Raw genomic sequence first — 21,597 nt, 5'->3', positions numbered from 1 at the left:
TACGGAATACCTTAAAACGAAATCGCCTGTTCCCCCAATTGGGTACCGGGCCAAATCCGAATGCCGCGTTCGAGGCGATTCTCGCCGCCGAGGCTGCACTCGTCACTAATGATCGCCCCGTCGCTGATCTGGGTCTTCGGGCCGATCTGGTTGTTGCGGCCCAAGACACAGTTGCGCAGCACCGCGCCCTCGGCGATCTGGTTGCCCTCCCAGAGTACCACCCCTTCGAGGGAGACCTCAGGGCCAATCGTACAGTTGGGGCCGATCACCGAGGGGCCGATGATGCGCGCCCCGCGCCCGATGCTCACGCCATGCCCGATCACCAGTGGCCCCACCACCTGCGCCGAGGGGTGAATGTCGGCGTCGCCTTCGAGCCAGACCCGATCTGCGATCTGTTGGCCTTGGAAGGTGTAGCGTACCTTACCGATCAGGATGTCGTGATGCACATCGAGGTAGGTCTGCGGCTTCCCGATGTCGGTCCAGTAGGCGCGGGAGGGAAAGCCAAACATGGGGTCGCCGGTCTGGAGGATGACCGGGAAGAGGCCACGCTCGAACATATAGAACTGCGCCGGGGGCACGTAGCGCAGCACTTCTGGCTCGATAATGTAGGTACCAGCATTGATCATGTTGGTCGTAATATCCTCGGCACGCGGCTTCTCCAGGAAGCGGCTGACCCGGTTGTCCCGCCCCATCTCCACCAGCCCAAACTGCGTCGGATCATCCACCGGGGTGAGCGAGATCGTCACCTTACTCTGCTTCTCGCGGTGGTAAGCCAGCATCGCCTGAAGATCGAGGTCGGTCATCACATCGCCATTAAAGACAAAGGTCGTGTCATCAAGCAGATGCTCCACATTCTTGACCGCACCGGCGGTACCGCGTGGCTCCGGCTCCTCGATGATATGCAGCTTCATATTCAGGCGCGATCCATCACCGAGCGCGGCGATAAAACGGTCGGCCAGATATTGCACCGCCAGCACCACCTCATCAATGCCCTGGTCGCGCAGACGCAGCAGCATCGACTCGATGAAGGGCTGGTTGACCAGCGGGATCATCGGTTTGGGCGTGTTACATGTGAGGGGGCGCAGGCGTGTACCGAGGCCCCCGACGAGGATAACGGCTTTCATGGATCTCCCTTATGCGTGATTGGTGCGTTCGTGTTCGCGCCAGGAATTGAGAATATCGGTTAGCGTCGTTTCAATTGAATAGTGCGGCTGCCAGCCAGTGGCGGCATGCAGTTTACGCGCATCACAGGTAATCAGCGGAATATCAACCGGGCGCATCAAGTTGGGGTCAGTCTCAACCGCGATCTGGATCTGGCTTTGGGCGCGGAACTGATCGAGGATGTCGCGGATCATGATCGCCCGCCCGCTGCCCAAATTATAGACCTCGCCGGCCTGACCGTGCTGGGCCAGCAGGACATACCCACGCACAATATCGCGCACATCGGTAAAATCGCGCGCCGCACTCAAATTCCCCACCCGCATGATCGGCTCCTGGTGCCCCAACTCAATCCGGGCGATCTGACGGGCAAACGCCGCCGTCACGAAGCGGTCAGTCTGGCGCGGGCCAATATGGGTAAACGGGCGCACCCGCACCAGATCGAGTTGGTGGCTGAGGTGGTATTGCAGTGCGAGCATACTCTGAGCCACCTTGCTCACCCCATAGGGGCTGGTGGGGCGCAGGGGCGCATCTTCGCGCAGGGGCAGATCCGCAGCGCGGATCTGGCCATACTCCTCGCTGGTGCCCACCACCACCACACGGGCGGCGATCTGCTCGGCAATGAGTGCCAAGAAGATATGCAGCGCCCCCAGCGTATTGGTCGCCAAAGTCGCCGCTGGATCACGGAACGATTCGGGCACCGCCGCCTGCCCGGCCAAGTGGAAGATTACCTCCGGGCGAACTGTGCGCAACGCCTGGGCCGTCGCCGCAGCATCGGAGAGATCCGCTTGGATAATCCGCACCTGCCCGTGCAGGCTGGCCAGATTCAAACTGGATGAACGGTCGATCCCCCAAACCTCCCAGCCGCCTATCTGGAGCAGATATTCGGCGAGGTGGCCGCCAACAAACCCATTGATGCCGGTAATCAGTGCGCGCATAAGAGAGAGTGCCGAGTCGTCCCCGCTGACAGAACGGTGTGCAATCCTGTGCATGATGCACCATATGAACCCGCCCCGCTCAGGGCTGAAACAGCGTTTAGCGCATTAGAATGCGCAAGATGTATGTGCATTACATTGACACAATTTGTGCATCGTGGTACAATGCGAGTATCATTGTAGCACGCTCTGGAACCTAAGCAATTGGCTCTGACCGCAGTTTGTGGGGAAAGTAACCGGCATGGCACAGCAGCATTTTTTGGCCCAATTCTCTGACAAGCCGCGTTATAATACGAAGGCGGTGGCTCAAGAGACGGGGGTTCCCGCCGATACCTTTCGGGCCTGGGAGCGTCGCTACGGAGTGCCACGCCCACAACGCACCGAAGGCGGTCACCGGCTCTATTCGGAGCGCGATATTGCCACTATTCGCTGGCTGCGTGACCGTACCGCCGAGGGGTTGACGATCAGCCAAGCGATTGCACTGATGACCGACGGCACCGAGTCGAGCCTGGGCTGGTTGAATACGGCGGTAGACACCGAGCCGCACACCTGGGATCGCCTGAATAGCCGGTTGTATGCGGCGCTGATTGACTTTGATGCCACGCGGGCCGAACAGATCCTGGGTGAGGCGTTTGCGATCTACCCGCTGGAGGATGTCTTCCTCAAGCTGGTGCAGCCGATGATGATCGAGATCGGTGAGCAGTGGCATAGTGGTAAAATTAGTGTCACCGCCGAACATTTTGCGACCCAGTTCATCCGGCGTAAGTTGTCGGGGCTATTTAACACCTACAACATTACCGATGGGCGCGGGTTGGTGATGATCGGGTGTGCGCCGAGCGAGCAGCACGACTTGGGCGCCCTGATGATCGCGGTCTTCCTGGTGCGCCACGGCTGGCAGGTGGTCTATCTCGGTTCTGAAGTTCCGATGCGCGATCTGATCGAGACGATCCGCCAACTCCAGCCCGATCTGGTCTGTATGGCTGCCTCGACCACCGAGACCGCGATCCAGTTGCTCGAAGTTGGGCGCTCGGTACTGGCGATGGCTTCTCCCACCCCGGCCTTTGGCTATGGGGGGCGCGCCTTTAATATGAATCCGCAACTGACGAATCGCATGCCGGGTACCTTCTTGGGGCGTGATGCCCAAGAGGTTGTGGATGCAGTGGCAGATATTCTGAGTGGCAGGTAAGATGAGGTAACCGCTTTAGCAGGAGGCAGAGGGTATGCGACCAGGGGTCTCATCAATAGTCCATCCACTGCCCGCTGAAGAGCAACTTGCCCTTCTCTTTCACCTAACCGAACTGCCGCCGCTGGTTGGGGCTGATGAGCGTCCACCCCACCCCCCCCAGCGCATCGCCGAGGCGTATCGCTACTGCGATCAGGTCATCCGCGAGCATTCTAAGAGCTTCTTTCTCAGTACCCAGTTTTTGCCGCTCCCCAAACGGCGCGCCGTGCGTGCCTTCTATGCCTTCTGCCGCGTCACCGACGATACGGTCGATTCGGCCACCGATGACCCGGTGCGGGCGCTGGCCGAGTGGGTGCAGCGGGTGCGTTCGCCCCAGATGATTGCCGATGACCCGGTGTTGTTGGCCTGGCACGATACCCGGACTGCCTACAATCTCTCATCGGCGTGGGTTGATGAGTTGCTGGCGGGCATGGCGATGGATCTGACAATCAATCGCTATACCAGTTTTGCCGATCTGTGGCTCTATTGCTATCGTGTCGCCTCGGTGGTGGGCCTGATCAGTATGCAGGTGACGGGGGCTGCCCCTGGGGCCGCACCTTATGCGATTAAGCTCGGTGTGGCCTTGCAGATGACCAACATTCTGCGCGATGTGGGCGAGGATGTGAAGCGCGGGCGGGTCTATTTGCCCTTGGAGGATCTGGAGCGCTTTGACCTGAGTTACGATGACATCCTCAACCGAGTCTATGATGATCGGTTCCGGGCCATGATGCGCTTCCAAGTTGAGCGTACCTACCAGTTGTATGACGAGAGTTGGGCCGGGATTGGCCTGCTCCCTCAGGATAGCCGTTTCTCAGTGGCGGCAGCGGCACAGGTCTATCGTGGGATTTTGGATAATCTGGTGGCCAATAACTACGACTCGTATAGTCGCCGTGCCTACCTGACCTTCCAAGAGAAACTGGCGCGCTTGCCACGGCTCTGGTTTGATGTGCGGAAGTTTTAGATGTATTTCCAGTGGTAAGTGGCGATGGTGTGGTTGGCTTCGACAAGCTCAGCCAACGCTATTCGTGCATGAGCATTGGCTGAGCTTGTCGAAGCCAACGCTCATGCACGAACATGGATGTCATCCACTTTGCGATAGGTATCCCTATGCGCCCTTTCTTGGTATTGCTCACCATATTCGCCCTGGTTGGTTGTAGCGTGGCCCCCGCTGCGAACGGTACGGAGCCAACTATCGCTGCGATCCAGACCGAGGTGGCTGCGATGCAGGCTACCTCCGCGCCTGCGCTCTTCGCGACGGCGACCCCGCGTGGTCCGCAACCCACCGATGTACCGCTGCCGAGTATCCCGACCCCGCTGCCCCTCGATCCGGCGCTGGGGTCGGCGTTGCGTACTCAGGAGCAGTTGCTCACCGCGATCTATCAGCGTGCCAGCCCGGCGGTGGTGAGTATTGAGGTGGTGAGTGCGCCGAGTGCCGATTTGCCCGAAGGCCACCCGCCACTGGGCATGTTCCCGGATGGGCCGAGTGCGCAAGGCTCCGGCTTTCTGTATGATGATCAGGGCTATATTGTCACCAATAATCATGTCGTGGATGGTGCCGATACGCTCCAAGTGCGTTTCTATGATGGTAGTACGAGCATGGCGCGTCTCATCGGTACCGACCCCGATAGCGACCTAGCGGTGATCAAGGTGGCCGAATTGCCCCCCGGTGTCGCGCCGCTGGTGCTCGCTGATTCGCGTAGTGTTATGGTCGGCCAGACGGCGGTGGCGATTGGTAATCCCTTCGGTGAGCAGAATACGCTCACGGTGGGTGTGGTTAGTGGCCTGGGGCGCAGCCTTAGTGGGCCGAGCCGTGAGATTGGCCGCTTCAGTATCCCCAATATCATCCAGACCGATGCGGCGATCAATCCGGGCAATTCGGGTGGCCCCTTGCTCAACATCAATGGCGAGGTGATCGGGGTGAATACCGCGATTGCGGTAAGTTTGGGGAGTAGTACGTTTGAAGGTGTCGGCTATGCGGTGCCTTCGGCGACGCTGGCTAAGGTGGTTCCGGCACTGATCAGCACGGGGCGCTATGATCACCCATGGATGGGGATCAGTATGTTTGCGCTTGATGCTCTGATCGCCCAACGCTTTGGGATCGAGAGTACCAAGGGTGTCCTCATCACCAGCGTACAACCCAACAGCCCTGCATCGCGCGCTGGGCTTGTGGTAGGTGAACGCCTCGAACGCTACAATGGTTCGCAGATCCCGGTTGATGGCGATGTTATTCTGGCGATTGGCGGTAAACCCGTGGCCAGTAATGATGATCTGGTCGGTTATCTGGACGCCGACTACCAGGTGGGTGATACGATCACCCTGAGTGTTTTGCGCAACAACGAGTTGCTGGATGTCCAGTTGGTGCTTGATCCGCGCCCGTAGGATGTCGCTGATGGAGCTTCCGGGAAGCTTCATGCTTCTCGGAAGCTCGTCGTTAGCTTTCGGGAAGCTTCACGCTTCTCGGAAGCTCGTAGTATGAAACAGATGTATGTCGATTGCAGCCCCACCCGCCGTGTTGCACGGCACCTGGCTGCCCGCTGAGGGCCGTCTCTTTGTCTGGGGGGAATTGGCGGAACGGATGCCGCGTCGGTCGCGTCATCGTCGTCGTCCCGGTCATCCACCGCATCCGGCCCAAGCCCATACCGACGCGCTTCAGGTGCGCGTGGCCGATCTGCTGGCGAGTGCGCGCATTCCGCCCTTTGCCGAGCGCACGATCTGGCTCCCGTCGGTGCTGGGGCAGCCCTTACCACTGCGCGAGTTGCGCCAAGCCGGTGCCGAAATTCCCGCTGGGCAGCCGACGCTTGCGCCCTGGCGCGTGCGTGGCCTGCTCTTAACGCCATCTCAGGCGTTGGAGTTGCTCTTGCCGCCGGTCTCCGATCATGGCTTCGGGGCAGATCTGCGCGTGTGGCGCGTCGCCGCGCTCCTGGCGGTGGAACTGGTCGCTGGGCAGCAGATCCTCCCCGCGCTCATCCGTGATGGTGGTGGCCTGCGGGCATGCTGGGAGCCGCGTCCCGTGCCTGCGCTGGCGCGTAAGATCGCCGCGTTGCGCAGCGCGATGCCCCCGCTCTGTCGCGCTGTGACCGATAGCCTGGAGGCGGCTCCGGCTCCGCGTATGTTGCTCGATGCCTTCCTGACGGCAAGTGTGGATGCGCTGGTTCGCCAAGTGGCAATCAATGACCCGGCAGCCTCGGCGCAACTCGCAGCATGGCGCAGCTTACCGCCTTCGCCCGGCGCGGCTTGGATGGTGGCGCTGCTTGATCGCGATTCTAGTCTCCATCTGCGTGGCCGCGAGGCGGATGAACTCTTTCGTGCCTGGAATGCGTGGGCGGGCCAGGAACAAGTGGCCGGGGATGAGACCTTCCGCATCACCTTCCGCCTTGAGGCTCCGAGTGATGCCTATTCGCCGTGGGCGCTGCGCTATATGCTCCAGGCGATTGATGATCCCAGCCTGCTGGTTCCGGCGACCCAGATCTGGCGCGAGCGCGGCCAGCATTTTATCTATCTGGATCGCCGCTTTACGCATCCCCAGGAACGTATGCTGCGGGCGCTCGCCTTTGCCGCTCGGCTGGTTCCGGCGATTGAGCGTAGTCTGCGCGATAAGGCTCCCGACCATGCCAGCCTAAGTATTGAGGAGGCATTCGCCTTCCTCAAGGATGGTGCCCCGCTGCTCGAACAGAGCGGTTTTGGTGTACTGGTGCCTGCGTGGTGGGGTGATGCGGGGCGGCTCAAGGCGCGTGCCAAGGCAACGCCGCGCAAGATGAAGCGCCAAAATGGACGTGGGCCGAGTCGGCTCAGTTTCCAGAGCATGATTGATTTCCGCTGGGAATTGAGTGTGGGCGAGGAGCCGATTGATCAGGCCGAATTTGAACGCCTCGTGGCGCTCAAGCAACCGCTCGTGCAGGTGCGTGGTGAGTGGGTGGTGCTCGATCCCGATCAGACCCGCAAGGCGCTCGATCTCTTTGCCAAGGGCGGCGGCGAGTTGACCATGGCCGAACTGCTGCGCATGGGGCTGGCTGGGGTGGCCGATGATCTGCCGCCCGGCCTCGCCTTTGGTGGCGTGGATGCTGAAGGAGATCTGGGCGATCTGCTGCGTGCGCTCGCCAATACCGAGACCATCGAACAACTCCCGCAGCCCGCCGATTTTCAGGGTACCCTGCGCCCCTACCAGTTGCGCGGTCTGGCCTGGATGGCCTTTATGCGCCGCTTTGGGATGGGCGCATGTCTGGCTGATGATATGGGCCTTGGCAAGACCGCCGAGGCGATTGCGCTGCTCCTGCATGATCGCCGTATCGCCCCCAAGGCCGGCCCGACCCTGCTGGTCTGCCCGACCTCAGTAATGGGCAACTGGCAGCGCGAGTTAGCGCGCTTTGCCCCCTCACTGCGCGTGCATCTCCACCAAGGTGCCGAGCGCCACCGGGGTGATGAGTTGGAACAGGTGGCCGCCGCCCACGATGTGGTGATCACCAGTTACCCCCTGCTGGCCCGCGACCGCGAGAGCCTGACGGCGCTCGATTGGCGCATGGCCATCCTCGATGAGGCCCAGAACATCAAGAATAGTGATACCCGCCAGGCGCAGTCGGCGCGTGCCATCCGCGCCGAGGCGCGGGTAGCCCTCACCGGCACTCCGGTCGAGAACCGCCTGTCTGAGTTGTGGAGCATCATGGCCTTCCTCAACCCCGGCTACCTGGGCGGCGAGACCGAGTTCCGGCGCAATTTCGCCCGCCCCATCGAGCGCACCGGCGATGCGGAGGTTGCCGCGCAGTTGCGCCACCTCACCGCGCCATTCATTCTGCGCCGCCTCAAAACCGACCGCAGCATCATCAGTGACCTGCCGGAGAAGTTGGAGATGCGGGTCTTTGTGCCGCTGACCCAGGAGCAGGCCACGCTCTACGAGGCGACGGTGCGCGAGGCGCTGAGCGAGATCGCCGATGCCGATAGTGAAGCCGCGCAGAGCCGTCGGCGCGGCTTGGTGCTGGCGATGCTCACCAAACTCAAACAGATCTGCAACCACCCGGCCCACTTCCTCAAGGATGGCTCCAAGTTGGCCGAGCGCTCAGGCAAACTGGCGCGCCTGGACGAGATGTTGGAAGAGGTGATCGCGGCTGAAGATCGCGCCCTCATCTTCACCCAGTTTGCCGAGATGGGGACGCTGCTTCAGGCCCACTTAAACCAGCGCTTAGGCCAAGAGGTGCTCTTCCTGCATGGTGGCACCCCGCCCAAATCGCGTGATGGAATGGTCCGCCGCTTCCAAGCCCCAGAGGGGCCGCCGATCTTCATTCTCTCGCTCAAAGCTGGTGGGGTCGGCCTCAACCTCACGCGGGCCTCGCACGTCTTCCACTTTGATCGCTGGTGGAACCCGGCGGTGGAGGATCAGGCCACCGACCGATCCTTCCGCATTGGCCAGACGCGCAACGTCCAGGTGCATAAGTTTGTCTCTAGTGGTACGCTTGAAGAGAAGATTGATGAGATGATCGAGGGCAAACGCGCTCTCGCGGCGCAGGTCTTGGGGGCGGGTGAAGCCTGGCTGACCGAGTTGAGCACCGATCAGTTGCGCGAACTCGTGGCGTTGCGCCGCGAGGCCGAGTAGGGGCAAAGCATCGTCCGCCATGTGGTAGGGGAAGAGTGGCTGGCTTAGGGCGATGCTTTGCCCCTTCAAGACAATGGTGAAGAGGCCGAGTAGGAAGGGTAGCGAATGTCTCGACGCAGAGGCGCTAGAACCAACGAGAACAAGCCGGAGCGCCGCATAGAGCGTCGCCCAGAACGCCGCCCAGAGCGCCGCCCGCGCATCCCGGCCAATGGCATCCGCGCCAAGAGCCAGCGCGGTGACTTTGGCGAATCGTGGTGGGCCAAGCGGTGGATCGAGATTCTGGAGGGCTTCGGGTATGGTACCCGCCTGACCCGTGGGCGTAACTATGCCCGCAATGGCGCAGTGCTCAATATTGACATCACACCCGGTCGGGTGACGGCGCGGGTGCAGGGTAGCCAACGCACCCCCTACAAAGTCACGCTCTCCATCGCGCCGCTCACCGATGCCCAGTGGCGTCACGCGATCAAAGCGATGGCCGAGCAGGCGCTCTTCACCGCTAAACTGCTGGCCGGTGAGATGCCGCATGAGATCGAAGAAGCCTTCGCCGCCGCTCGCGTGGCCCTCTTTCCAACCCGTTCGGGCGATCTGGAGACGAGTTGCTCCTGCCCCGATTTCGCCAACCCGTGCAAGCATATTGCGGCGGTCTACTTTTTGTTGGGTGAGCGTTTCGATGAAGATCCGTTCCTGATCTTTGAACTGCGTGGGCGAACGAAGGAGCAGATCATCGCCGCACTGCGGGCGCGGCGCGCCGAAGCCACCGGGCCAGTCAAAACCCCGATTGCCCGCGTTGATCCAGTACCCACCCTGGCCGATCAGATCGCCACCTTTGATGAACCCGGCCCAGAGTTGCACACGGTTGTGCCGCATATCGTTGCCCCCGAAGTGGAACTAGCGCTCATCCGGCGCTATGGCGTACCTCCCGCCAATAGCGAACTGGCCTTGCGCAATATCTACCGCGCCCTCAGTCGCGCCGCAATTGAACGTATCTTCCGTGAGGAAGAGGAGCAACCAAAAGATGAGCAGGGGACAGTAGAGAGCTAATTGTTAGTCTCACTGCATGGGCCTATGCTATAATCGCTACACTCTTTCGGCACTTGCACGCACGTCTGGAGGCATCCATGAATATTATAGATATCCTCTTCCTGCTGCTCTTTGTTGGCAGCCTCGTCGCTGGCTATTTCCAGGGCATGATCCGGCTGACAGTTCTGCTCGTGACTCTCTACCTGAGCCTGGTATTGGCCAGCCTCTACTACACCGCAATGGGTCTGTGGTTGGTTAAGACCTTTAGTGCGGATCGCTTTGTGGGCCAGTATATTGGCTTCACTCTCGTCTTGTTCTTTGGCTTCCTGGCGCTCTCCGCCGCTGGATTGTACACCTTCCGCTATGCGCAACTCCCTGGTGGCTTTCGGCACCTCGATCATGCTGGGGGCATGTTCTTGGGCATGATCCTGGGTACGTTCATTATTGGTACCTTTGCAGCGGTGCTCTACAACATGATGATTGTGCGCGGTGGTGCCCGCATTGATTTCCCGATCATGCGCTGGTTGGGCGATTCGGTGGCGACCTCGCTAGTGCTGCAATATTTTGCCCGCGATCTGTTGGGTTTGGTCTACTCAATTCTTGATCCGATCCTCCCAGATGCGGCTCAGATCATCTTTATGGCCCAGTAGCGGATCAGCCGCCCGATGGATGGGGAAGCGGGGTAGCTATGTTATGGTTTGTAGGAGCGCGTCGCGACGCGCCCCTACGAACGCGGCGTAGGGGCGCGTCGCGACGCGCTCCTACGAACGCGGCACAGCCGCCACAATCAGCAATACAAGAGACTCCTATGCCAATTGCATCCCAAACCCTGCACACACTCGAATTCCCCAAGATCCGCGAGCAGTTAGCCCGCCATACCGCCTTCTCCGCCTCACGCGAGTTGGCGCTGGCGCTCCTACCAAGCACCGATATTGCTGAGGTACGCCAACGCCAAGCGCTCACCGGCGAGGCGCGTACTCTGATTGATACGTTGCCGGATCTCTCGATTGGTGGGGCGCGTGATGTGCGCCGGGCCGCCCGCCACGCCGAGCGCGGCGGTATCCTGGATGGCCAGAGTCTCTTGGAGGTTGCCGCTACCCTCACCGCTACCCATGCGCTGCGTGCGCGGTTGGTACGTCTCGATCCCACGCTCTTTCCTCGGCTGATCGAACAGGCCACCTTCTTGCCCACGCTGCCGCATCTGGAAGCCGAGATCATCGGCGCGATTGGCGAGGATGGTGCGGTGCTCGATAGCGCCAGTAGCGAATTGGCGCATCTACGCCGCGAGGTGCGGGTTGCCTTTGGGCGTCTGCAAGAGAAGTTGCAACACCTGATTAGCTCGTCGTCCTATGCTAGTGCGCTCCAGGAACCGATCATTACGGTACGCAATGGGCGCTATGTGATCCCGGTGAAGGCCAGCCACCGCAAGGATGTGCGCGGCCTCGTGCATGATCAGTCGAGTAGTGGGGCGACGCTCTATATCGAGCCGATGGCGGTGCTGGAACTGAACAACCGCTGGCGCGAACTGCAATCGGCGGAGGCCGAGGAGGTGCAGCGTATCCTGGCCGCGCTCTCGCAGATGGTGGCGACGAGCGCACCGCTGATCGTGGCCGCCGTGGAGGCGCTCGCGGTGATCGATCTGGCGCTGGCGTGTGCCCGCTACTCCTGCGCCCTGCGTGCGGTGCGCCCAGAGATCGTGGAGGCTGCGGCGGGTGCCGATGCCCCGCTCTTCCTCACTGAAGCGCGCCATCCCCTGCTCGACTCGCGCACTGTCGTGCCGACCTCGATCTGGTTGGGGGGCGACTTCCGCCTGCTGCTGATTACCGGGCCAAATACCGGCGGGAAGACGGTCGCCCTCAAAACTACCGGCCTGCTCGTGTTGATGGCGCAGGCTGGTTTGCAGATTCCGGCTAGTTTGCCCGCTCGTATGCCGGTCTTTGGGCATATCTTCGCCGATATTGGCGATGAGCAGAGTATTGAGCAGAGTCTCAGTACCTTCTCCTCGCACATGAGCAATATCATCCGCGTCTTGCGAGCGCTGGAGGAGCCACAGGTGGCCCCGGAGGTGTGGCACGCTGATCACTATGATCTGCTGAATAGCGAACCTCCATTGGCGCTGGTCTTGTTGGACGAGCTAGGCGCGGGAACCGATCCGGTGGAGGGGGCGGCGTTGGCGCGGGCGATCATTGAGCGCCTGTTGGAGTTGGAGGTCTTTGGGGTGGCCACCACCCACTATGCCGAACTCAAGGCGTTTGCCTACAACACCCCCGGCGTGCAAAACGCCTCGGTCGAGTTTGATATTGAGACGCTCGCCCCCACCTACCGCCTGAGTATCGGCCTGCCAGGGCGCTCCAACGCCTTGGCGATTGCCAGTCGTCTGGGGCTGAGTTCGGAGTTGGTCGAGCGCGCACGCAGCACGATCACCCGCGAGGCGGCCCAGATCGAGGATCTGCTGGCCGGGATACACCAGGAGCGCGAGGCGGCAGCGGCGGAGATCCGGCGCGCCGAGGAACTACGCGCCGATAGTGAGAAGTACCGCGACCGCCTCGCGGCGGAGTTGCGCGAGTTTGAAGCGCAACGCGAGGCCGAGATCGCCGCCGCGCACCAGGAGCTTGAGGATGAGTTGCGCGAGGTGCGTGGGCAACTGCGCCGTCTGCGCGACGAGTTCCGCAGCGTGTCGCTCTCGCGCCAGTGGCTCGAACAGGCCGAGCAGCGCATGACTGAGGTGAGTAGCCAAGCCAAAGCGGCGGTGGCCAAACAGATCAAGCCACGCCCGGCCCAACCGGCCCAACCCGCCCCGACCGCGCCGCGCCCGCTGCAACCCGGCGATACCGTTATGGTGCGCTCGGTGGGCCTCAAGGGCGAGATCGTCGCGATTGATACCGCAGAGGGCAGTGCGGCAGTGCAGTGCGGCGGCTTCCGTATGAATGTTGACCTGCGCGAACTGAGCCGCGAGAAGGCCAACCCCAACCAGCCCGCGCAGCGCGACTACAGCCCGGCGGCGCGTAGCGTCAACCTGCCCCCTGTGCATGATGTCGCCATGACCTTCGACATGCGCGGTTGGCGCGCCCATGATGTGGCCGACAAACTGGATCGCTACCTCAACGATGCCTATCTGGCCGGATTACCCCAAGTCCGCCTCTTGCATGGCAAGGGCACCGGAGCCTTGCGCCAAGTGGTGCGCGATGTTTTGCAAGGCCACCCGCTGGTAACCGGGTTCCACTCGGCGGCTGGGCGCGACGGCGGGGATCGTGTTACCGTGGCCAATCTGGTGGATCGGTAGCCAAGCATGGTACAATGGCTGCGCTATGTCTGAGCTACTTGCCTACCTCCTACTCTTCTTGGCCCTGGTCTTGCCCGTCTTCGGGGCTATCGGGCTGCGCGTTATTGCGCCCCGCTTAGATCAGCGCCAACTTCTGAGTGCCACCGCCGCCCTCTTTGCTCTCGCCATGCTCAGTGTGCTGGCGCTCAGCCGGAGTGATGTGGCGCTGATTCGGATTGGCGACGTGAGCATCCTGTTGCCCGGTACCCATTCGGGCGCGCCGGTCGTCGTGCCTGCCGATCTGGCCCCCGATGGCAGCGATGCCCCACCGCCACTGCCCTCGGTGCTGCCGACCCTCACCCCGCGCCCGTCGGCGACCCCGACGGCAACCGCCACCCCGCTACCCACGCCGACGCCCACCGAAACCCCCACGCCGACGCCGGAGCCTCCCACGCCAACCCCCGAACCGCCGCCGGGTGGCCGTACCTATACCGTCGCGTCTGGGGATAGCCTGCGCAGTATTGCCGAACAGTTTGGGGTCTCAATCGAAGCCATTCTCCAGGCCAATAACCTCACGCCCGCTCAAGGCGATGCCTTGCGGGTCGGCCAGGAGTTGATCATCCCATAACCAACTATGACAAAGATCCACACCATTGAGCGCCGTCCACAGGTAGAGAGTACAACCCCCGCGCCGTTGCTGATCATGCTGCATGGCTACGGCAGCAACGAGCATGATCTCTTTGAACTCGGCGAGTATCTCGATCCCCGCCTGCATATTGTCAGTGCGCGTGGCATCCTCAACCTGGGCTTCGGGTTTGCCTGGTACCACCTGGGCGGCGTCCCCGGCAACCTCGTGCCCGATGCGGCCAGCCGTGCGCAGGCGCGCAGCGTCCTGGCCAAGTTCGTGGCCGATCTGCCCACCCGCCTCGGCACCGACCCGCAGCGCACCTACTTGCTCGGCTTCAGCCAGGGCGCGATCATGAGCTTTGCGCTCGCCGCTATGCAGCCGGAACTATTCGCCGGGATCATCCCGATCAGCGGCTACCTCGATCCGGGCTTGTTGGATGCCCCCTTGCCACCGGGGTTAGCCACGTTACCGATCCTGCAAATGCACGGTACGGTGGACGAGGTCATCCCGATCAATGCCGCCCGGCGCACCCAGGAGATGTTGAGTGCGCTGGCGCAGCGCCACACCTACCAGGAGTACCCGATTGGCCACTCGATCAGCATGGACGGGTTGCGGCTGATTCAGGCGTGGCTAACCGAACGCCTCGCGGAGTAGCCGTGGATGTGACGGTCTGGCGCATACCGTTGCTGGTCTTTGGTGGCATCTTCACGCTCCAAGTTCTCCTCATCATTGTGCTCATGGCAGAAGCGAAGGTGCGGCGCAACCGTGTGCCGCCCAAAGGCTTCCCCCATTTCCATCCCCCACCCGCCATTGTCTCGTGTACCGAGGTGCAGATCTATAGCGAGGGCTATCGGCTCTTCGCTGCTATGCTGGAGGCTATCGAGGCCGCCACTACGACGATCTACCTCGAAACCTATATCTGGAAGGGCGATGAGCTCGGCGAACGCTTCAAACAGGCGCTCATCCGCAAGGCCCAAGCGGGGGTGCAGGTCTACCTCATCTACGATACCTTCGCCAACATGGTGGTGCCATCGCGCTTCTTCCGCTTCCCGCCCACAGTCCACGTCTTACCCTACCGCGCATGGCGCCGCCCCTGGCATATCTTCGACTTCCGCCGCTATGGGCGTGACCACCGCAAGATCCTGGTGGTGGATGATCGCATCGCCTTTGTGGGCGGCTACAACATCGGCGAGCTCTACCGCGTACATTGGCGCGACACCCATCTACGCTTGGTTGGCCCCGAAGCCGATGATCTGGGCGCCTCGTTTGTAGACTTCTGGAACGTCAACCGTACCGCACGCCAGCCCAAAATCCCCATGCCACCCCGATCCTGGTCGTCCGAGCTACGCGCCTACCGCAACGACCCCGTCCGCATGATCTTCCCCATCCGCTCGATCTATATCGAGGCGATTGAGCAGTCCCAGCGCCACATCTTCATGACCCAAGCCTACTTTATTCCCGACGAGGCCATTCTGAATGCTCTGATTCGGGCGGCGCGGCGCGGCGTGGATGTGCGCGTGCTGGTACCATGGAAGAGCAACCACGTCATCACCGACTGGTTGGCGCGTCATACCTTTGATCTCTGCCTGCGCAATGGGATTCGCATCTTTGCCTACCAAGGCGCGATGATTCACGCCAAATCGGCGACAATTGACTCGATCTGGTCAATGATCGGCACCGCCAACCTAGATCGGCTGAGCCTCGCCGGGAACTACGAGGTGAATATGGAGATCTTCAACACCCATGTGGCCCACTCGATGGAGGCGATCTTCCACTGCGATCTGAGCAATGCGGATGAGATCATGCCCCATGTCTGGGCGCGGCGCTCCTGGGCGGCGCGCGCCTCGGAGTTGTTGCTCTCACCCCTCTGGCCGTTTTTGTAGGGGCGAAGCATCGCCCACCAATTCTGTCCGGGTTCCCAAGGCTACATGGTAGGCGATGCTTCGCCCCAACTATACCAAGGAGCAGACCCATGTCCAATCCGCGTATCTTTCAGAATCTGATCGGTGGTACGTTTCTCCCCAGCCGCAGCGGCCAGACCTTCGAGCGGCGCAATCCCGCTGATACCCGCGACATTGTGGGGGTCTTTCAGGAGAGTAACGCCGAGGATGTTGATGTGGCGGTGGCAGCGGCGAAGGCCGCCTTCCCGACGTGGAGCCAGATTCCGGCTCCGCGCCGTGGTGAGATCCTATTGCGGGCGGCGACAATCCTTGAGGCGCGCAAGGAGCGCTACAGCCACGACCTGACCCGCGAGATGGGCAAACCCCTCTTTGAGGCCGGAGGCGATATTGTCGAGGCGATTGGCATGGCCCAGTATGCCGGGGGCGAAGGACGGCGCATGCACGGCGTCACCACCCCCTCGGAGATGCCCAACAAATTCCAGATGAGCATCCGCCAACCGCTGGGGGTCGTGGGCCTGATCACCCCCTGGAACTTCCCCATGGCCATCGCCTCGTGGAAGATGCTGCCCGCACTGGTGGCGGGCAACACCGTGGTGATCAAACCCGGCGAAGACGCGGCGGTCAGCACCTACAACCTGGTCGAAGCGCTGATGGAAGCGGGCCTACCCCCCGGCGTGGTCAACATCGTCACCGGCTACGGCCCCGGCGCGGGCCAACCGCTCGTCGAACACCCCGACGTACCGCTCATCTCGTTTACTGGCAGCACCACCACTGGGCGGCTCGTCTACGAACTGGGGGCTAGGCAGATCAAGCGCGTCAGCCTAGAGATGGGCGGCAAAAACCCGCTCATCGTCATGCCCGACGCCGACATGGATCTGGTGATGCAAGGCGTCGTATGGGCCGCCTTTGGCACCACCGGGCAACGTTGCACCGCCACCAGCCGCCTGATCGTGCATAAAGACGTAGCTGAACCACTGGTTGCCCGCATCATCGAGCGTGCCCAGCACCTGCGGGTGGGCAACGGGCTACACCCAGCGACCGAGATGGGGCCATTGGTGAACGAGAAACAGATGCAGCGCGTCCTGGGCTATATTGAACTCGGCCAGCAGGAGGGCGCCACACTGCGGTGTGGCGGCGGGCGCATGAGCGAGGGCGATCTGGCCCACGGCTGGTTCGTGCAACCCACCGTCTTCACCGGCGTCACCCCACAGATGCGCATCGCCCGCGAGGAGATCTTCGGGCCGGTGTTGAGCGTGATCGAAGTGGCGAGTTTGGAAGAGGCGATAGCCGTGGCCAACGATGTTGCGTATGGCCTCTCGGCCTCGATCTACACCCGCGACATCAACGCCGCCTACCGCGCCATGCTGGCACTCCAGGCCGGCATCGTCTACATCAACGCGCCCACAATCGGTGCCGAGATCCACCTGCCCTTTGGCGGCGTCAAAGCCACCGGCAACGGCCACCGCGAAGCCGGGCCAACCATGCTCGATGTCTTCAGCGAGTGGAAGAGCGTCTACGTGGATTTCAGTGGTAGTTTGCAGCGGGCGCAGATAGATAATGTGGGGTAAATTTGCAACCAATACCCCCCTCTCCCGCACGCGGGAGAGGGGGGCAGGGGGGGTGAGGGCCGAATTTTTTACGCCGACATCGCGTCGGAACTCCCCAACGACGACGTCTGATTCGTCCCACTCACCGGGCGCGGCATATCCAACGTCAGCCGCTTGACCCGACCCAGCAACTCAGCCAGTTGCTCACCCTCAATGCTCTCAAACTCCAGCAGCGTATTGGCCATATCATCAAGCACAGCGCGGTTGGTGATGAGAATCTGGAACGCAGTCTCATAGGCTTCACCCGCGAGACGCCGTACCTCCTCATCAATCTGGCGCGCCACCGCATCACCATAGTTGCGCTGCTCACTAATCTCACGGCCAAGGAAGATCAACTCCTCCTTCTCACCAAAGACAATCGGGCCAAGCTGGTTACTCATCCCATAGCGCGTCACCATCGAACGGGCCGTCCGGGTGACACTCACCAGATCGCCGGAGGCCCCCGTCGTCACCTCTTCAGGGCCAAAGACAATCTCTTCAGCGGCGCGGCCACCGAGGGCGACGGTCATATCAGCCTTAAAGTAGGCAATACTCTGCAAGCCCAGGTTATCCTCATCAGGGAGGAAGAGGTTATAGCCACCAGCGCGCCCACGCGGGATGATCGTCACCTTCTGGAGCTTATTGGCGCGGGGCAAGGCACCCGCCACCACCGCATGACCCGCCTCGTGGTAGGCCACCACCAACTTCTTGCGGTCGCTCATCACCCGCGAGCGCCGTTCGGGGCCACCCAACGCCACACGCTCAATCGAATCCTGAAGCTCGGACATCCCGATCCGCTTCTTGGAGCGGCGCGCCGCCAGGATCGCCGCCTCATTGACCGCATTCATCAGATCGGCACCAGAGAAACCGGGGGTCAGACGGGCGATAATTTCGAGGTTCACATCCTCAGAGAGCGGCTTGCCCTTGACATGCACCTTGAGAATATCCATCCGCCCGCGCACATCGGGCGCATCAAGCACCACCTGACGGTCGAAACGACCGGGGCGAATGAGCGCCGGATCGAGCACATCGGGGCGGTTCGTGGCGGCGACGACGATCACATTCGTATTCGTATCAAAGCCGTCCATCTCGACCAGGATCTGGTTGAGGGTCTGCTCGCGCTCATCGTGGGAACCACCCAATCCAGCACCGCGCTGACGGCCCACCGCATCAATCTCATCAATAAAGATGATACAGGGGGCATTTCGCTTGGCCTGATCGAAGAGATCGCGGACGCGGGAAGCACCCACACCCACAAACATCTCCACAAACTCCGAGCCAGAGATACTAAAGAAGGGCACCCCGGCCTCACCGGCAACCGCGCGTGAGAGCAGCGTCTTACCAGTACCGGGAGGGCCAACCATCAGCACACCACGCGGAATACGCGCACCGAGGGCGGCGAACTTATCGGGGAATTTGAGGAACTCCACAATCTCGGTGAGATCCTGCTTGGCCTCCTCCTGACCAGCCACATCCGCGAAGGTAATCGTCGGCTTATCGCCAGCGAACATCCGCGCCCGGCTCTTGCCGAAGGAGAGCGCCTGATTATTGCTCCCCTGGGCTTGGCGCATGAAGAAGATAAAAAAGCCAATCAACAGGATCGTGGGCAACAGAATCGTGAAGATACTCAGCAAGCCACCCCATGCCGGAGCGGGCTTCACCGTTACCTTCAACTCCTTGCCATCACTCTTGGTGAGATCAACGCCATAATCGGCCAACAGCGACATAATACTATCGCCGCTCTCCATGCGCGAGCGCACCGTCGTATTATCGCTAAACGTCACGATGATCTGCTCATCGCCCGCCTGAGCCTCGATACTCTCAACATTCCCGGCCTTAGCGGCGGTGATCACCTCCGCAATACCCGTCTCCGTATTCTGGTTCGAGGTCTGACCAAAATACTGAAAGAAGAGCGCGAGCGCCGCAACAAGAATGATCAGATAGACAAAACTATTTTTGAGCCAGCGATTATCGCTCATACGCCCAATCCGCCTCTCTGTGAGCCAATGACCCCGTACACGAAGAAGGGACAAAGCCCCCTCCAGGGAATGTGCAAAGTCACCTCCGGTGGGGGTTCGGGGGCGGCTTCGTCGCCCCCGAAGATCTTTTTTGTTGTTGTTTGGCGGCTTCGCCGCCAAACAACAACAAAAATGGGGTTTGGGGCACAGCCCCAAGGACGTTGCACATGTCCTGAAGCCTCATCGGGGGTGTCTACATCCCGATAGCGTGTGTATTATAACATTAGGAATCGCGCCATTCAAGGGAACCAGATCACAACCACTATGTAATCTGGATCACCTCCGGTGGGGGTTCGGGGGGATACACGTCGGCAACCCCTCGCGATACGACGGATAGCGCAGCGACACACCCAACTCCGCGTGCATACGGCGGTTGGCCATGCGATGCGACACCGCCGCCATATCCACCAAATCGGGCGGCAAGGGCAACGGGCGACCGCGCAGACGAGCGAGGCGTGTAACCACACCCAGGATGAGGCGAGCCAGTGTAGGCGAGAATGAACGTGGCGGCGGGCCACCCAAGAGCCGCGCCAGTTCCGCATAAAAATCACAGATCAGCACCGGGCGATCATCGGCCAAGTTATAGATCTGGCCAGGAGTTCCACATTCCGCCAGTGCGCGCAGCGCCGCCACCGTATCCTCAATATGGATATACGAGGCAAAACCAATCCCGCCACCAATCAGCGGAAAGCGACCCTGGCGCACCTGATCGATCATCAACGCCGGAGCGTGCGGGCCATACACCCCGGCAATGCGCGCAATCAGCACCGGCAGCGCCTGGGAAGCGGCGGCAGCGAGCAACACCCGTTCCGCTTCGGCCTTAGCGTAGGCATAGTGGAACGCCGGAGCAGGCGCGACATCCTCGGTGAGCCATGCATCACCACTGGGGTAGAGCGCGCCACTACTCGCAAAGACCAGCGCCCGCAGCGAGGAGCGACCAGCGCACTCCTCAGCCACCGCCTGCGCCGCATCCACATTACCGCGCACAATCTCCTTGGGCGTCCCCAACGGCGAACCAGCGAGATGAAAGACCACCTCCACATCCTGCAAGGCAGAGCGCAACACCACCCGATTCGTCACATCGGCGGTTATCGCATCCACCCCCAGATCAGCCAACTCCGCCAGCCCCGCCGCATCGCGATCAATCCCGCGCACCGCGAGGCCATCAGCGCGCAACGCCCGCGCCAAGGCACGCCCGATATACCCGGCACAACCCGTAATCAGAATCACCGCTCAACCCCCACCACCATATCCGCACCGACCGAACTGGTCAACAACTCCTGCGGAATCGGCTCCAGACTCGCGCAGCCATGGGCATCAAACGGAGCGCGGAAAACATGCGCCCCGATTGTCACCACCGCGTGGCCCACCACCGGCGGATCAACCAGAACCACCACCGCCCAGCGCCCCGCCGTCTGGCGAACACTCACACGCACCTCAAAATCAGCGTGGTCATCATCATGAATAACCGTCTCAGTCGGCTTACCGCCCCACATCACCCCAAACTGGGGCACGAGGGTGCGCACAAAGACCGAGCGCTGCAAGACAAAACGCGGAATAATCGGCTGCGGCGTAAGGAGACTCGCAAACGTAATCGGCGGCAACTCACCGGCTGCCTCCGCCGCCTGAAGCGCCAGAATCATCTGATACGACGACGCACACTCACGACACGTCCAGAGATGCCACCAGACATGCGGATAGGACTTAATTGCCGCCAGCGTCCCCTCATCATACTCGGTATCAATATAGGCCGGCAAATCCTCATCACAGGCATCACAATCCACCGGCTGAAGATCCAGCGGCGCACCCAAGCGATCCGCCACCTGATCGAGCAACACGTGCTGACAGCGCGCACAACTTGCCACGTGATCGATCAACCGCAGATACTGCACATCCTGAGGCAGCGCAAGATCGGGATGATCGGCGATATAGGCTTCCAGATTGCGACAAGAAAATTTCTTCATATTATTCACGCTGCCACTCAACGATGAGCCAGCACCGAGTATATGCACGACACCATTTGTATAAAAGTGGTTATGAAAGGGATCAAGTAGCATCATACCATGCTCTTTCGATTTATTAAACGCCTGAAGCCACCAGAAAGTTGCTCAACATAGTTACTCACCTTACGCACCCAGAAAATCAGGGATATGCTACAATCTGAACTATGAAAAACGATGAACTGTTCGACCTCTATAGTGATTATCTCACCTTACGCAGTACGTATGTACGGATAAAGACGGTCTTTCGTGCCAGATCATGCTCCTTGCGTCGCCCGTAGCG

General features: G+C 61.1%; 16 protein-coding genes. 11 read left to right on the top strand and 5 right to left on the bottom strand.

Features of this window, described 5'->3' with window-relative positions; genetic code table 11:
* Nucleotides 1-11 precede the first annotated feature (11 nt).
* Both EKD03_RS14690 and EKD03_RS14685 read right to left on the bottom strand, forming a co-directional pair.
* The gene (locus EKD03_RS14690) at nt 12-1,124 is read right to left on the bottom strand and encodes a nucleotidyltransferase family protein (RefSeq protein ID WP_129632402.1); all 1,113 of its coding nucleotides are present in this window, start codon (nt 1,122-1,124) and stop codon (nt 12-14) included.
* A gap of 9 nt (nt 1,125-1,133) precedes the next feature.
* Nucleotides 1,134-2,150, bottom strand: a complete 1,017-nt coding sequence (locus EKD03_RS14685; protein WP_238613538.1) for a GDP-mannose 4,6-dehydratase — start codon at nt 2,148-2,150, stop codon at nt 1,134-1,136.
* A gap of 184 nt (nt 2,151-2,334) precedes the next feature.
* Here EKD03_RS14685 and EKD03_RS14680 point away from each other — a divergent pair, with 184 nt between their 5' ends.
* The 11 genes from EKD03_RS14680 (at nt 2,335) to EKD03_RS14630 (ending at nt 17,278) form a co-directional block, all read left to right on the top strand.
* Nucleotides 2,335-3,279 (top strand): MerR family transcriptional regulator, encoded by a 945-nt coding sequence (locus tag EKD03_RS14680; protein ID WP_129632399.1) that lies wholly within the window; start codon nt 2,335-2,337, stop codon nt 3,277-3,279.
* 34 nt (nt 3,280-3,313) lie between these two features.
* Nucleotides 3,314-4,276, top strand: a complete 963-nt coding sequence (locus EKD03_RS14675) for a phytoene/squalene synthase family protein (protein ID WP_129632396.1) — start codon at nt 3,314-3,316, stop codon at nt 4,274-4,276.
* Between the two features lie 146 nt (nt 4,277-4,422).
* Nucleotides 4,423-5,694, top strand: a complete 1,272-nt coding sequence (locus EKD03_RS14670; protein WP_129632393.1) for a S1C family serine protease — start codon at nt 4,423-4,425, stop codon at nt 5,692-5,694.
* A gap of 106 nt (nt 5,695-5,800) precedes the next feature.
* Entirely contained in the window at nt 5,801-8,899 is a 3,099-nt protein-coding gene (locus EKD03_RS14665; RefSeq protein ID WP_202976799.1) for a DEAD/DEAH box helicase, read from the top strand.
* A gap of 105 nt (nt 8,900-9,004) precedes the next feature.
* Entirely contained in the window at nt 9,005-9,940 is a 936-nt protein-coding gene (locus EKD03_RS14660) for an SWIM zinc finger family protein (RefSeq protein WP_129632391.1), read from the top strand.
* Nucleotides 9,941-10,017: 77 nt separating this feature from the next.
* Entirely contained in the window at nt 10,018-10,569 is a 552-nt protein-coding gene (locus tag EKD03_RS14655) for a CvpA family protein (protein ID WP_129632388.1), read from the top strand.
* Nucleotides 10,570-10,727: 158 nt separating this feature from the next.
* Nucleotides 10,728-13,202, top strand: a complete 2,475-nt coding sequence (locus EKD03_RS14650) for an endonuclease MutS2 (protein ID WP_129632385.1) — start codon at nt 10,728-10,730, stop codon at nt 13,200-13,202.
* Between the two features lie 25 nt (nt 13,203-13,227).
* Nucleotides 13,228-13,809 carry a LysM peptidoglycan-binding domain-containing protein gene (locus EKD03_RS14645; RefSeq protein WP_129632382.1) on the top strand — a complete coding sequence of 194 codons (582 nt, stop codon included), beginning with the start codon at nt 13,228-13,230 and terminating at the stop codon, nt 13,807-13,809.
* A gap of 6 nt (nt 13,810-13,815) precedes the next feature.
* The gene (locus EKD03_RS14640; RefSeq protein ID WP_129632379.1) at nt 13,816-14,463 is read left to right on the top strand and encodes an alpha/beta hydrolase; all 648 of its coding nucleotides are present in this window, start codon (nt 13,816-13,818) and stop codon (nt 14,461-14,463) included.
* A complete protein-coding gene (locus tag EKD03_RS14635) occupies nt 14,436-15,692 on the top strand; it encodes a phospholipase D-like domain-containing protein (RefSeq protein WP_238613537.1) in 1,257 nt (418 codons plus the stop codon). The genes EKD03_RS14640 and EKD03_RS14635 overlap by 28 nt, the downstream gene beginning before the upstream one ends.
* A gap of 89 nt (nt 15,693-15,781) precedes the next feature.
* Nucleotides 15,782-17,278 (top strand): aldehyde dehydrogenase family protein, encoded by a 1,497-nt coding sequence (locus tag EKD03_RS14630; RefSeq protein WP_129632373.1) that lies wholly within the window; start codon nt 15,782-15,784, stop codon nt 17,276-17,278.
* A gap of 68 nt (nt 17,279-17,346) precedes the next feature.
* On the opposite strand, the gene ftsH is transcribed toward EKD03_RS14630, so the two are convergent.
* From ftsH to EKD03_RS14610, 3 genes are all read right to left on the bottom strand, one after another.
* The gene (ftsH, locus tag EKD03_RS14625; RefSeq protein WP_129632370.1) at nt 17,347-19,275 is read right to left on the bottom strand and encodes an ATP-dependent zinc metalloprotease FtsH; all 1,929 of its coding nucleotides are present in this window, start codon (nt 19,273-19,275) and stop codon (nt 17,347-17,349) included.
* 315 nt (nt 19,276-19,590) lie between these two features.
* Nucleotides 19,591-20,544, bottom strand: a complete 954-nt coding sequence (locus EKD03_RS14615; protein WP_129632364.1) for an NAD-dependent epimerase/dehydratase family protein — start codon at nt 20,542-20,544, stop codon at nt 19,591-19,593.
* Complete coding sequence (locus EKD03_RS14610) at nt 20,541-21,374, bottom strand: anti-sigma factor (RefSeq protein ID WP_129632361.1); 834 nt, start codon at nt 21,372-21,374, stop codon at nt 20,541-20,543. Before EKD03_RS14610 ends, EKD03_RS14615 begins: the two co-directional genes overlap by 4 nt.
* Nucleotides 21,375-21,597: the final 223 nt, after the last annotated feature.

It is taken from the genome of Candidatus Oscillochloris fontis, assembly GCF_004138135.1.
Lineage (GTDB): Bacteria > Chloroflexota > Chloroflexia > Chloroflexales > Chloroflexaceae > Oscillochloris > Oscillochloris fontis.
The sequence above is the reverse complement of the archived record's forward strand: the minus strand, read 5'-3'. Positions and strand labels throughout refer to the sequence as shown.

Excerpts from the sequence above, each read along its gene's own strand:
- EKD03_RS14690 (WP_129632402.1), bottom strand. The coding sequence starts at position 1,124 with ATGAAAGCCGTTATCCTCGTCGGGGGCCTCGGTACACGCCTGCGCCCC.
- EKD03_RS14685 (WP_238613538.1), bottom strand. The coding sequence starts at position 2,150 with ATGCACAGGATTGCACACCGTTCTGTCAGCGGGGACGACTCGGCACTC.
- EKD03_RS14680 (WP_129632399.1), top strand. The coding sequence starts at position 2,335 with ATGGCACAGCAGCATTTTTTGGCCCAATTCTCTGACAAGCCGCGTTAT.
- EKD03_RS14675 (WP_129632396.1), top strand. The coding sequence starts at position 3,314 with ATGCGACCAGGGGTCTCATCAATAGTCCATCCACTGCCCGCTGAAGAG.
- EKD03_RS14670 (WP_129632393.1), top strand. The coding sequence starts at position 4,423 with ATGCGCCCTTTCTTGGTATTGCTCACCATATTCGCCCTGGTTGGTTGT.
- EKD03_RS14665 (WP_202976799.1), top strand. The coding sequence starts at position 5,801 with ATGTCGATTGCAGCCCCACCCGCCGTGTTGCACGGCACCTGGCTGCCC.
- EKD03_RS14660 (WP_129632391.1), top strand. The coding sequence starts at position 9,005 with ATGTCTCGACGCAGAGGCGCTAGAACCAACGAGAACAAGCCGGAGCGC.
- EKD03_RS14655 (WP_129632388.1), top strand. The coding sequence starts at position 10,018 with ATGAATATTATAGATATCCTCTTCCTGCTGCTCTTTGTTGGCAGCCTC.
- EKD03_RS14650 (WP_129632385.1), top strand. The coding sequence starts at position 10,728 with ATGCCAATTGCATCCCAAACCCTGCACACACTCGAATTCCCCAAGATC.
- EKD03_RS14645 (WP_129632382.1), top strand. The coding sequence starts at position 13,228 with ATGTCTGAGCTACTTGCCTACCTCCTACTCTTCTTGGCCCTGGTCTTG.
- EKD03_RS14640 (WP_129632379.1), top strand. The coding sequence starts at position 13,816 with ATGACAAAGATCCACACCATTGAGCGCCGTCCACAGGTAGAGAGTACA.
- EKD03_RS14630 (WP_129632373.1), top strand. The coding sequence starts at position 15,782 with ATGTCCAATCCGCGTATCTTTCAGAATCTGATCGGTGGTACGTTTCTC.
- ftsH (WP_129632370.1), bottom strand. The coding sequence starts at position 19,275 with ATGAGCGATAATCGCTGGCTCAAAAATAGTTTTGTCTATCTGATCATT.
- EKD03_RS14610 (WP_129632361.1), bottom strand. The coding sequence starts at position 21,374 with ATGATGCTACTTGATCCCTTTCATAACCACTTTTATACAAATGGTGTC.